This window comes from Segetibacter aerophilus (assembly GCF_007991655.1).
In the GTDB taxonomy this organism is placed as follows: domain Bacteria; phylum Bacteroidota; class Bacteroidia; order Chitinophagales; family Chitinophagaceae; genus Segetibacter; species Segetibacter aerophilus.
On sequence record NZ_BJYT01000014.1, the window covers coordinates 1 to 12639 of the forward strand.

Here is a 12639-nt window from a genome sequence, read left to right on the forward strand (position 1 = left end):
TGTACTTAACCAAAGCTCTGTAGCATCATCTCCGGCTATCCAAAAAGTATAATAACCTGTTTGTGGCGGACAAATATATCCTCTGATTCTTGCAGCAAAGTTATCTGTCAAATTCCTCGGCGCCTCAAATGATGTAAGAGGATTAGACTTACTAGGATTGCTTGACCAATTATTATTTAAAATATTAGTACCTCCTACATTGTTCCAAACTTCATATAAAATAGAACCTGTAGCAGAACATTGGCTGGTAAAGGACTTGAAAAACTCTGGGCTATTAACCACTGCACTCTCATTACGTTGGATTGATCCTTTAGTTTTAAACTTCCAAAAACCTTCCGGCCTTGCCACGTCACCTACATTTATCTCGTTATTATACTCCGCAAAGGGACCTCCATTTTCACTTACCAAGATTTCGGTTTTGCCTAATGCATGGGATGCAGCAAGTGTGTTGGCAGCGTCATCAGCTGCGAGTATGGGAGACGAAGGAGTTGTAGACGAACCATTTGAAGAAATAAACCTGAACTTATCTAATCCAAGAGTTTTACCGAAAGCCGGTCCTCCACTATTAACGAAATATAATCGCAAGGTTTTTGGACTTCCAGGATTTGCCGTGGCATCATAGGAGCCAACTTTAACAGGCTGATAACCCGCATAGCTAACTGACATACTCCCCCCTGTCATGCTTATACTCAGCTGTTGAAACTGCTTTGTTATGTTTTTCATCAAAGCTTCTATGCCCGCGCCAATTAAAGTATTATTTGCATAGAGATTTATCTTGACAGGTGAGGCAGAGTAATCAATGCTATTATAAAACCTTGTAATTATTTTACCATTGTTGTCTAAAACATCTAAAAACACTCCTATACTGGTATTAGGCATCGAGTTGTCATAACTAACTTTACCAGTAAGTTCCCAAGAATTTAGTCCGACATTTGTACCTAAATCTCTGCTGACATTATAGGCTCCGGAATTTTGACTATAAGTAATATAAAGATCAGGAGAGCTTCTTTTACTGTACGTTTTGACATTGGTCTTGGCAGTCCAACCAGTAGCGTCACCTGATGGATTTCTGCTCCACCCACCTGTATTGCCGGGAAGTGTAGAGTTATTGGGTAAACCCGCCATTAAATCTATTCCCGGTAGCGCTGGAGCCTCATCTGTTCTAACAAAAGAATTTGAAATCGGTATAGCTTGTTCTTGTATTGTATTTAGCCCTGTTATTTTCCACCTATGGGTACCCCCATGGTGGCTTTCGTCATTATGATATAAATAATAGTCTTCTCCCAATTGCACAATCACAGGTGAAAAAGCATTTCCAGCCATTTTAGCGTCAGCAGTTTGTGTCACGTCATCAGAAGTCGTTCCAAATTGACCTACAAATAACCCATTATCATAGTAATGGTTAAAGATATTGGTCTGTCCAGCCTTCCAAAACTCTCCATAATAATGAGTAATAATACTCCTTCCTATAGCCATTGCTGCATCCCCCTGACCACCGTTCTCAGAACCAAAGTTTCCCACTTCGAAATCTCCGTTATTTGGAAAAGCTCCCTCATAAGCATCAAAGGTTGGCAATGCTGTCTTCCACTTTACTTTTCCTGTAGCAATATCAAACCCACCTAAGTGATAACTGTTGACTTCATTCTTAACCCTATTACCTTTATATAAGGTAAGAATACCAGTAGATGTTATTTCTGTTGGATAAATTGAAATGCTGCCGTTACGAGGTTCATTAGTAGAAGTGTTACTGTGTGTAGCTATTAATTTTGCGCTACTGTATATTGGATTGACGCCATTAAAACCAACAAGCGTTCTTTTTTTAAAATACTGTGTTTCATTTACTGCCCCATTTTGCATTTCACCTATAGAACCATCTTCATATATTTTGGCAGTTGTTTCAAAAACAAGCCCTGTATATCTTATTCCTATTGCTGGATCTAGTTCAACCATTTCGGCACCACCGCTCTTTCTTACCATCATTGCGTAGGTTCTTCCGTTAGATAAAGTACACATATGCCTGATCTTATATAGCAAATCATACTCTGGTTTAAAATTACCGTCCCAATTATACTTATGCACCCAACTGTTTTTTATAGGACTTGTATAGTCAACCTGGTATTCTTGAACTGTATTCAAAACCTTAGTAGGGTTTCTTAAGTCTACAGCTAGATTATAAGCCCGACCAGTATATTGTATTCTTTCGATAAAGGTTCTGTCAGATGCATAGTGTTGCATTCGGAAATTAGCTACGTCGCAAACCCAAAAAGAGCCGTCGGGAGCGAAAGCGAAACCGCCGTGAGGTACTTTCTCACTAGTTTCCTGATCCCGTTTCCAAAATCCAAATCTATCGTTAGATACTACAGGTGAAGTTAGATTACCCCCAGATTGACCAAAACTCCAAAGTAGTGAGCCATTATTGAAGTCTATCGCTTTTAACTGCTGACTACTACCACCATCAACAACTCCTACTAAACGGCCATTTGTATTCATGGTAATGGGAGCAGTAAATCCAGTTGCTTTAACGCCTGTTGAGGACAATGTGCCGTCGCTATTAATGTTGTATTTCTCAACTGAATTAACCCTGGTGCATAGCCATAAGGTGTTACCATTTGCAGCGATAGCAGTAGGAGAAGGAAAATTCAAAGTTTGAACCAAAGCGCCGGTAGTTTTATTGATTACTGATATGTAGCCCAACCCTTGGTAAGAAACAAATAAATAATCTGAAGAGACGGTGATCCCAGAGGGTTTTGCCCGAACCCTTTTCAGATCTATCACGGAGGCGAATTCTTTCCCATGTCTTACCTTGTGCGTTACACCATTTGGAAATATTACTAAACTATTATCAGAAACCTTTGTAGCATATACCCATGAATTTGCTTCGTCATAATTATCCCATCCTGTCCAATAAATGTTTTCACCATCCGTGCAGGCATAGTCAGTAGTTTGATTCACAAAACCAGTAAAAGGATCTAACTTTACCTGGGGATTATCCAACGAAAATTGAAAGTGAGACGGAGTTCTTTCATCATAACCTACCGTATAGTAAGCGTTTGCTCCAGCTATTACTATATTGTCTGGAGCATCTAAAGACCTATGAATGTTAGGCCCAACTTGATTAGCAGAGCTGTTGCCTATTACTCCTTGCCAAGTATATTGCATGTTACTTGACATTACTTTAATAATGTAGTTATCTTTCGGAATCGCCTCTTGAAAATCATTTGTTCCATCCCACACAACCTCGTATGTGCCCGCTTCTTTTACAACTCCACTCCATAGCGTTCTTACTAAAGTCCCATCAGCTTTGTACACACCTGCACTTGTAGTTGATTTTTCTTTTATTGTATATGAGTTATTGTTCGAAGGTGCAGCGCTCTGGCTAAAAGATTTAAAAGTTACGGTACAAAACACTAGCGTAAATAGAGTAAAGAACAGCTTTTGATACATCATACAATAATTATAGATCGTACTTTTTTTACAAAAAAAAAGTGTTAGTTAATCAAGTCGTAGCGTTTACAACTTTGGTTTTAGAATTTATATTTAAAAAGATTATTATCCTACACTTACCGGGTTCTAAAAGATAGTTAGTAGCACTTTTTCCAATATATCGGTTCAACTAACTATTAATAAATCAGTCGATATTGATATGGCAAACAAGGGATTTGTTACTTATTGGAATTCTGTTAGGATGTTTAGAATTTTTGCAAACATAAGGGCAGATTGTTTTTGACCTACATATTTTATTTATTTTAATACTACTGGTTCGATAGTTTTAAATTTTTCTCCCTAATTCTTAGAGTTTCGTTTTTTAAATATTATAGCCCTAATGATTACATTGTTTTTGTAAATGGTTGGCTTGACTTTAAAAAAATTTTCAGCTTTTTTGGCTAAACGAGGTTCATTCCATTCTTATTAGAGCGTAAAAGCAGATATAAATGTTAAAAATAACTGTGTCGGCCTCTCTTTCTTGTCTCACAAATTTGGCGAAACTGATAGCTATATATATCTCTTTCCCCAAAAGTCTGGATAGCTTTTCTTATTATTTTCTATTTACTTTGTCCATATGGACATTAATAATGTGAAGGATCCGCTGAGGTTTAGATGGCGGCAGTTACTCAATTACTTTTTCCAGGGATTGATTATTTTAGCACCGATCACAATAACCGCCTGGGCCGTTGTCTCACTATTTATTTATATCGATAATATTCTTCCAAACTTTATACATTCTATTTTTCCGGTTTTTTATAAGCCGGATGAAAACGGCGATATTGAAAAAATTCCTGGGGTGGGTTTCCTGGTTATTACCATCATCATAATTCTTGTAGGGTATGTTTCTACTTCGTATATCGTAGGTAAGATTGTTGATTTTTTCGGGCATCTTTTAGAAAGAACACCTGGGATTAAATTTATCTATACTGCAGTTAAAGACTTTTTAGAGGCATTTGCTGGTGAAAAAAGAAAGTTTGATAAACCTGTATTGGTTAGTGTTGACGCGCCTGATGTTTGGAGAATAGGGTTTATGACGCAGGAAAGTGGCGAAAAACTTGACTTGGTAGATCACGTTGTCGTGTATGTACCTCACTCTTATGCGGTGAGTGGCATTGTTTATATTGTACCCTTGGAGAAAGTAAAATTATTGCATCATGTTTCTTCTACTGAGGCTATGAAGTTTGCTTTAAGCGGCGGCGTAGCAGAGTTAACTCATTAACATCCGGAAATGAAAAAAGCTTTGATATTTAGCGCATGTTGCTTAGTAACAGTCAAAAGCTTTTGTTGGGGTTTCTATGGTCATCAACGCATCAATTACTATGCAGTATTTCTTCTTCCTCCGGAGATGATGGTTTTCTACAAACCCAACATCCAATTTTTATCCGATCATTCTGTTGATCCTGACAAACGCAGGTACCTATTGGCATCAGAAGCCAGCAAACACTATATTGATATTGACAGGTACGGAAAGTATCCATACAAAGAACTTCCTGCAAGTTATGACAGCGCGGTAAAAAAATTTTCGGAGGATACTATCATGACAAACGGAATAGTGCCTTGGTGGGTACAGACCGTGCAAGCCCGACTAACAAATGCTTTTAAAGAAAAAAACCCTGCTAAAATATTAAAACTGTCTGCTGAGATAGGTCATTATGTAGCAGATGCACATGTACCGCTGCATGCTAATTCAAATCATGATGGACAATTAACAGGGCAAAAAGGAATTCATGCATTTTGGGAAAGCAGGATACCTGAATTATTATCAGAAAAGGAATTTGACTTCATGATAGGAAAGGCAGCTTACATTTCGAATATTTCATCGTTTATTTGGAAACGCGTATTAGAAAGTGGGGCTGAAGCCGATACAGTATTACAAAATGAAGCTTTTTTAACAAGCAAGTTTGCAACGGATAGGAAATATGCATTCGAAGAAAGAAACGGGAAACTGGTAAGGCAATATTCATCAGGATTTACTGTCGGCTATAACAACACGCTTAAAGGAATGGTAGAGCGAAGAATGCGAACAGCTATCACTTCGACTGCAAGCTTATGGTATACCGCTTGGATAAACGCAGGCCAACCAAATTTAAAAAATATGCAACCACTAGCATTCAGTGAAGAAGATCTTAAAGAATTCGAAATACTAGAGGCTGCATGGAAATACAACAACATCAAAGGAAGATTGCATGAGTAAGAATTGATCCTGTAGATAAATATGATCTAGTGCATTTTCTTCCAGCCGAGTAGCAATCAACATGTACAATTGAGTGACACAACGATGACGATGAAATCACCATTGTTGGTAACTCAATTAGTTTAACACTGAAGCATCTTTTTCTGTTTTTATTCCGGGTTGAGCTTTTATTGTATCCCAGCCGCCCACTACGTTTCTCACGTTGTGTATTCCCTGTCTTTTTAGAAGTGAGGCAGCAATTGTACTCCGAAACCCACTGCCGCAGTGCAGGTACAGATTGTCTGTGTCTTCTATATCAGCCATACTTGCCGGGTCAACCATATTGCTTAAAGGGATATTTACAGCCTCTTTGACGTGCCCATCCGCAAATTCAACTTCTTTTCTTACATCTACCACTACCAAATTTTCATCAAAAGGTATATCCATAGCTAGTTCGTCAGCTTCCACCTCTATAAGCAGGTCTATTTTTTCTCCTGCATTTTGCCATGCAGCAAAACTGCCCTTCAAATAACCCTGCACATTAGATAGGCCAACTCGGGCAAGTCGTGTGACCGTTTCCTTTTCCTGCCCTTCCTCTGTTACCAAAATGAGCGGTTTATCAAATGGCAACAGGCTTCCTGCCCACTCTGCAAACTTTCCCTCAAGTCCGATAAAAATAGAGCCGGGAATAAATCCGCTTGAAAAAACTGATGCATTGCGAGTATCAACTATAATCGCATCATTCTCCAATTGCTGTTTAAATTCCTCCACCGACAATGCGGTTAGCCCTTTATCCAAAACTGTGTCAATACTATCGTAACCCTCCTTATTTATTACAGCGTTTATCGGGAAATAATTCGGGGGAGCTACAAGCCCCTCTGTAACAACCTTTACAAATGCTTCTTTTGAATCTTGCTGTAAAGCGTAATTTGTCTGCTTTTGCTCGCCTATAGTGCTTTGAGTGTTACTTCCAATATTCTTACCGCAACTACTGCCCGGGCCATGTGCGGGATAAACAATAACATTGTCGGATAGGGGCAATATTTTTTCGTGGAGGCTATCGTAAAGCAAACCTGCCATTTCTTCTTTTGTAGTGTCTGCTGAAACCAGATCCGGCCTTCCGACATCTCCCACAAAAAGCGTGTCGCCAGTGAAGACCGCATAGTCCTTGGAGTTTTCATCTTTCAGCAAAAAGCAAGTGCTTTCAACGGTATGACCTGGGGTATGAAGGACTATTACTTGCAGCTTACCTATTCTAAAAGTCTCTCCGTCTTTAGCCACAGTTGCTTTGAAACGGGTTTCGGTTTCAGGGCCGTAAATAATTGGGGCCGAGGTAGCTTTCGAGAGATCAATATGGCCACTTACAAAGTCAGCATGAAAATGAGTCTCAAAAATATATTTAATAGTTGCTTGTCTTTCTTTTGCCAGAAGCAGGTATTCTTCTATATCTCTTAATGGGTCAATAATGGCAGCCTCGCCTTCGCTTTCAATATAATAAGCGGCCTCGCTCAGGCAGTTAGTATATAATTGTTTGATGAACATAAATTGAATTTAAAATGCAAAAGTAACTGATGGCTAGACAACGTTGTACTTAACACGGTTAAGGTTTGCCAAAATAAAACAGGGATGTTTCAATGAAACATCCCTGTTAGTAATAAAGAGATCTTATGGTTAAGCTACGAGGTCTTCAACAAATTGATTCACTTCAGCGACCCGGTCGTAATTGATAGCGTAGTATATAAACTTCCCGTCCCTCTGAGTAATCACAATGCCGGCACGGCGAAGAATTGCAAGATGTTGAGAAGCTACTGATTGTTCTAATCGTAATTTTACATAAATCTCTGTCACCGTCATTCTCTCACTCTCATCAAGTAACTTAATCATTTGCTGACGTAGCTTATGATTCATAGCACGGAGCACTAACGCGGCTTTTTTTAAGTGCAGAAAATCTAATTTAATAGTATTACTATTCTCCTTATTAGCAATAGTAATACTCTGTGTTGTTGTGATCATAAATATTTGTTTTGGGGGTTGTTTGTGTAAATATAAAAATGAAATTTTATATATTTTTATAAATGAATGTTTAAAATATCGATTGTGTATAAACTTTACTTAAGTGTGGGTTTTACTGGTTGAATGGAAATCTTTGAAATAAGATGGCTCGGAATAGGAGACATCGGAGAAGTTTTTTTTCTGAAAAGCCTGTTCGGCTAGGGTTCCAAGATCTTTGGCGCTGTGGCTAATGTTTGCAAATTGGCTGTTTCTGCTGCTTACCATTGGCCCGAATTTAAGGCTACCGCTGCCGAAAAAGACTAGTTTTCTTTCGATCATAAGTTTGTTAAAACTTTCTCCATCTAATATCACTGGTTGCGGCGGTAGTACACAATTTAGCCCTATATCAAATAATGCCGCAAAAACCTCCATTCTTCTGGCATCTATCATTGGACACAATAAGTCAGTTCCGCTAAATGTATTACCGCTGTCTAAGGCCGCCTTTGCCATCACTTCCAATGTATTTACCATTATTAATGGCTTTGAAAATGCATAACAAAATCCTTTGGCAGCAGCGATGCCAACCCGCAGACCTGTATAACTTCCTGGTCCGGATGTAACGGCAAAAGCTTCTATGTCCTGTAAGCTATACCCAACTTCTTCAAGCATATCGCTAATAGCCGCATGAACAAACGAGGCGTGCTCTTTCTGATGCTGGTTTTCTCTAAAAGCTATAGAATCGCCATTAAGAGAAATACCCACAGAGGCAGCCTCAGTTGCAGTATCAATATTTAGAAGTAGCGCCAAGATCAGAAATTTTGCTTTTTTTAAAAAATGGTGCTGGACTATAACGTATATATAAAGACGTTAGTGTCCTAACAAATTAAATATTTTTTGCAAGCCAATACCTAACCTATTATTGGATATAGCAAGTCAAATTATGTTTGTTAGTTGAAACAAAATGACGCAATTTTATTTTAAACCACACCTAAATGGATAAAAAAATTATCAATACCTCTAAAGCACCTGCTCCCATCGGCCCTTATAACCAAGCGATCATTACAAATAACATGATGTTTATTAGCGGGCAAATTCCCCTCAATCCTGCGACAAACGAATTAGTTACTGGTGACACAGCTACGGAAACACACCAGGTAATGCGCAACTTATCTGCAATACTTGAAGAAGCGGGCATAAATTTTAACCACATTGTAAAGAGCACAATTTTTTTAAGTGATATGGATCTCTTTGCTACCGTAAACGAAGTTTATGGGTCTTATTTTTCGGCTGACTACCCGGCCAGGGAAACTGTCGCAGTAAAAGGTTTGCCAAAAAATGTAAACGTAGAGATTAGTATGATTGCCGTAATGTAGACTAGAATAATTTTTAGAATATGAGAAGGACGCTACCTGTAATTTTTTTTCTTTTATTAAGTCATCTATCATTTTCACAGGGCAACCGTTTGAATGATTACAATTCGATCGGCTGGTTTACCACTACCATAACTCCGGCTCTTAGCAAGAAAGTGAGCCTGCACGGGGAATACCAATGGCGACGTGCTAACTTTTTAAAATACTGGCAGCAAAGCCTCGTAAGAGTAGGAGTAACCTACAAGATCACATCACAAGTTGCAGTACAGGTAGGCTATGCCTTTGCACCTTCTTTTCCATATGGCAACTACACCCTTTCTGCTGTTCCTAAAACGTATCCTGAGCACCGTATTTATGAACAAGTAGTTCTTAATTCAACGATAGGGAAAACTACTTTAACAAATCGATTAAGATTAGAGCAAAGATGGATTGGAAGGTTTGCTTCTATTGATCAGGAGAAGCCTGATTTTAATTTTGTAAACAGGTTTCGTTTTATGCCACGACTAGACTTTCCTCTCAATGAAAAGTGGTACGCAAGCGTATATGATGAAATACTTATAGGTTTTGGAGAAAATGTTGGAGAAAACATTTTTGATCAAAACCGTTTTAGTGCATTAGTCGGGTATAAGGCTTCTAAAATTTTCAAAGTAGAAGGCGGATACATAAATCAAATCGCACAGTTAGGAAGAGAGATAGAAAATAAAAATGTTATTCAACATAATAACGGAATTGTAATAAACACCTACTTCAATTTCTAAAAATTGAATTGGCCAATCGTTTCTCGGAAATTTTCCCGTGCATTTTGAAAGGCTAAAATACATCCTGCAACATTACTCGTAAATCATTTATCATTATTGCTATTGAGACAACTTGCATTGAAAAAGATCAAACTTTTTTCAACCATTACTTTTTGTTTCTTTGCACACGAAAAATAAACTTACATGCTTCCAAAGTACAAACGAATTCTTCTCAAGCTTAGTGGTGAATCTTTAATGGGTGATAAAAATTTTGGTCTTGACTCAACCGTTATCGCTCAATATGCTTTGGATATAAAACAAGTTATAGAACTGGGTGTACAAGTGGCAATAGTGATTGGAGGTGGCAATATTTATCGTGGCATGAACGAGGCTGAAACAGGTATTGAAAGGGCACAAGGAGATTATATGGGTATGCTCGCCACCGTCATCAATGGAATGGCATTGCAGGCAGGGCTCGAAAAGGTTGGTGTGTACACACGTTTGCAAAGCGCCATCAAAATGGAACAAATTGCAGAGCCATATATTCGTCGTCGTGCAATAAGGCATCTTGAAAAAGGTCGTGTTGTTATCTTCGGTGCTGGTACAGGAAACCCCTACTTTACAACCGACACTGCAGGTTCATTAAGGGCTATCGAAATCAAAGCCGACGTTATTTTGAAGGGAACGCGTGTAGATGGCATTTATACTTCAGATCCTGAGAAAGATCCTACGGCTAAAAGATTTGATAAAATCTCTTTTGCAGAAGTAATCAATAAAAACTTGAAAGTAATGGACATGACTGCTTTCACCCTGTGCCAGGAAAACAGCTTGCCGATTATCGTTTTCGATATGAATACTCCGGGTACTTTACTTGAAGTTGTTCAAGGCATGGATGTGGGAACTTATGTTAGCTAGTACTTGAAAACATATAAGTTTAATATTACTTCCCTTACCTTTTTTGGTCCAGGCTTTTGTAGTTCTATTCTACATCGTTGCCACGCATTTCGTTCATCGGCAACAACCGTCTGCTACTTATTGCCAAACAAATTTTCTACCGTGTTGTTGTACTCTCTACATTGAAAAAGAAACAATATGGAGCAATCAATTGCTGACATAAGAAAGGACTACAAACTGAAATCTTTATTAGAAGAAGATGTGTTAGATAATCCGCTGGAACAGTTTAAAAACTGGTGGAGCGAGGCCATTAATAGCAAGATTGAAGAGGTAAATGCAATGACTTTAGCGACATCAACTCCAGATGGATCGCCGTCTGCAAGAATCGTATTGTTAAAGGGCCTATCTGCTGAAGGGTTTATGTTCTTCACTAACTATAAAAGCCATAAGGGTAAAGAGTTAGCTGCAAATCCAAAGGCCGCTTTAGTGTTTTTCTGGAAAGAACTCGAACGTCAGGTAAGAATTGAAGGATCCGTAGATAAGGTAAGCGAAGCAGATAGTGAAGCTTATTTTGCATCGAGGCCTGCAGCAAGTAAAATTGGTGCATGGGCATCTGCACAAAGCACAACAATAGCAAACAGAGACATTATCGAGCGAAATGTTTTAAAATACCAGGCAGAATTTGGAGAAGAAAATATTCCAAAACCGCCACATTGGGGAGGATATATTGTGAGGCCTTTGAGAGTAGAATTTTGGCAAGGAAGACGAAGCAGACTTCATGACCGAATATTGTATCGCCGGGAAGAAAACGGGTGGACTATAGAACGATTAGCGCCTTAAATCCTCTAACACCCTAAGTAAGCTTTGCGGCTGATTGAGTTTAGCGCGAGCTACTCTCAATCAACCATCAACTAATTAAGCTTCTTTTTTTTCTGCAACAGGCTTTGCTGCTTTTGCAATTCTTGCAGGCCTGGTCTTTCCGAAAGATCCTTTAAAAATCTTTCCTTTTTTTGTTTTTTTATCACCTCTTCCCATAACGATTTTTTTAAAATTTTAAATAACAGGTTGCAAACCTACAATAGTTTGCCTAATATATCAAAGCTTATAATTGGCTACCCTTTACCCTTTTTTGAAAATCTCTGCTATAAATGCAAAAAGCAGGAAATCCTGCTTTTATATCAAGAAAAAGATTTGCTTTTATATTCTCGCTGATAGCTCTTTACCTGCTTTAAACTTGGCTACCTTTTTTGCTTTAATTTTTATAATCTCACCTGTTTGAGGGTTGCGACCATTACGTGCTAATCTCTTTGATACAGAAAAAGTTCCAAATCCTACCAGAGTAACTTTATCTCCTCCCTTCAAAGTTTTAGTTACGGCATCTACAAAGGAGTCTAAAACAGCATTCACCTGCGTTTTAGTGATGTCAGTATCGTCAGAAATTTTAGCAATCAGTTCCGCTTTGTTCATTGTAGTTTTTTTTTGTTAGAGTTAAACACGGCAAATTTATTAGCTTTTGCCTAGCAGAAAAACTTTTCATCAACTTTTAATACCGCTAAAACATCTTAATGATCCTATAGCTAATATTTGTTTAATAATAGCCTAAGATGCAGTAGGATTAACTCTAAAAAAAGAAAGGAAAGACCAAAGGCTTTTAAGGCATGCTGAATGGTATTGAGGTACTACTCTACCACTTGCATTAGCGTTCTAAAATCCACATATTTCTGTCCCCACTTTTCTGTGACCTTTTTTCGAAGTGCAGGAGCATAGTACTGAAGATAATGGTCATATTTAGTCAAAGTTGGAGCGTAGTATTGCGTGGCATAAGTAGGCCCTTCTGTTTCGTCTACTTGGAGCAGCCTTACAAGCTGGTGTTTATCGAAGCAACCAGTTTCGAGTAGTTCTGGTATGTATTCTTCCTTCATCCATTTCTCCCAGTCTTCCGCAATGGACCAATCAACCTTTATGGTGACATTATAAATAATCATGT

13 protein-coding genes are annotated in these 12639 nt (G+C 38.3%); 6 read left to right on the forward strand and 7 right to left on the reverse strand.

Translation table 11 applies throughout. The features are described 5' to 3' along the window. Positions 1-3447: PA14 domain-containing protein (locus SAE01_RS24825; protein ID WP_218029177.1), on the reverse strand; the 3447-nt coding region annotated here is incomplete at its 3' end. Between the two features lie 613 nt (positions 3448-4060). Between SAE01_RS24825 and SAE01_RS17020 the strand changes: the two genes are divergently transcribed. Together SAE01_RS17020 and SAE01_RS17025 are read left to right on the forward strand one after the other, a co-directional pair. Then, entirely contained in the window at positions 4061-4705 is a 645-nt protein-coding gene (locus SAE01_RS17020; RefSeq protein WP_147204999.1) for a DUF502 domain-containing protein, read from the forward strand. Positions 4706-4714: 9 nt separating this feature from the next. Beyond that, positions 4715-5680, forward strand: a complete 966-nt coding sequence (locus SAE01_RS17025; RefSeq protein WP_147205000.1) for a zinc dependent phospholipase C family protein — start codon at positions 4715-4717, stop codon at positions 5678-5680. A gap of 117 nt (positions 5681-5797) precedes the next feature. On the opposite strand, the gene SAE01_RS17030 is transcribed toward SAE01_RS17025, so the two are convergent. From SAE01_RS17030 to tsaB, 3 genes are all read right to left on the reverse strand, one after another. Further along, complete coding sequence (locus SAE01_RS17030; protein ID WP_147205001.1) at positions 5798-7201, reverse strand: MBL fold metallo-hydrolase; 1404 nt, start codon at positions 7199-7201, stop codon at positions 5798-5800. A 129-nt stretch (positions 7202-7330) separates the two neighbouring features. After that, positions 7331-7672 carry an ArsR/SmtB family transcription factor gene (locus SAE01_RS17035; RefSeq protein WP_147205002.1) on the reverse strand — a complete coding sequence of 114 codons (342 nt, stop codon included), beginning with the start codon at positions 7670-7672 and terminating at the stop codon, positions 7331-7333. Between the two features lie 99 nt (positions 7673-7771). Continuing rightward, on the reverse strand, positions 7772-8458 hold the full coding sequence (gene tsaB, locus SAE01_RS17040; protein ID WP_170234188.1) for a tRNA (adenosine(37)-N6)-threonylcarbamoyltransferase complex dimerization subunit type 1 TsaB: 687 nt from the start codon (positions 8456-8458) through the stop codon (positions 7772-7774). Positions 8459-8643: 185 nt separating this feature from the next. Here tsaB and SAE01_RS17045 point away from each other — a divergent pair, with 185 nt between their 5' ends. The 4 genes from SAE01_RS17045 to pdxH all read left to right on the forward strand — a co-directional run bounded on the left by SAE01_RS17045 (position 8644) and on the right by pdxH (position 11492). After that, positions 8644-9024: a RidA family protein gene (locus SAE01_RS17045; protein WP_147205004.1), complete on the forward strand. Its 381-nt coding sequence runs from the start codon at positions 8644-8646 to the stop codon at positions 9022-9024. Positions 9025-9044: 20 nt separating this feature from the next. Continuing rightward, the gene (locus SAE01_RS17050; RefSeq protein WP_147205005.1) at positions 9045-9779 is read left to right on the forward strand and encodes a DUF2490 domain-containing protein; all 735 of its coding nucleotides are present in this window, start codon (positions 9045-9047) and stop codon (positions 9777-9779) included. A 183-nt stretch (positions 9780-9962) separates the two neighbouring features. Continuing rightward, complete coding sequence (gene pyrH / locus SAE01_RS17055) at positions 9963-10673, forward strand: UMP kinase (RefSeq protein WP_147205006.1); 711 nt, start codon at positions 9963-9965, stop codon at positions 10671-10673. Between the two features lie 177 nt (positions 10674-10850). Next, the gene (pdxH, locus tag SAE01_RS17060) at positions 10851-11492 is read left to right on the forward strand and encodes a pyridoxamine 5'-phosphate oxidase (protein ID WP_147205007.1); all 642 of its coding nucleotides are present in this window, start codon (positions 10851-10853) and stop codon (positions 11490-11492) included. Between the two features lie 75 nt (positions 11493-11567). Here pdxH and SAE01_RS17065 read toward each other — a convergent pair whose 3' ends face one another. The 3 genes from SAE01_RS17065 to SAE01_RS17075 all read right to left on the reverse strand — a co-directional run bounded on the left by SAE01_RS17065 (position 11568) and on the right by SAE01_RS17075 (position 12637). Next, the gene (locus tag SAE01_RS17065) at positions 11568-11687 is read right to left on the reverse strand and encodes a 30S ribosomal protein THX (RefSeq protein WP_147205008.1); all 120 of its coding nucleotides are present in this window, start codon (positions 11685-11687) and stop codon (positions 11568-11570) included. Between the two features lie 162 nt (positions 11688-11849). Beyond that, the gene (locus SAE01_RS17070) at positions 11850-12119 is read right to left on the reverse strand and encodes an HU family DNA-binding protein (protein WP_147205009.1); all 270 of its coding nucleotides are present in this window, start codon (positions 12117-12119) and stop codon (positions 11850-11852) included. 212 nt (positions 12120-12331) lie between these two features. Further along, positions 12332-12637 carry a DUF4286 family protein gene (locus SAE01_RS17075; RefSeq protein WP_147205010.1) on the reverse strand — a complete coding sequence of 102 codons (306 nt, stop codon included), beginning with the start codon at positions 12635-12637 and terminating at the stop codon, positions 12332-12334. Between the last annotated feature and the right edge of the window lie 2 nt (positions 12638-12639).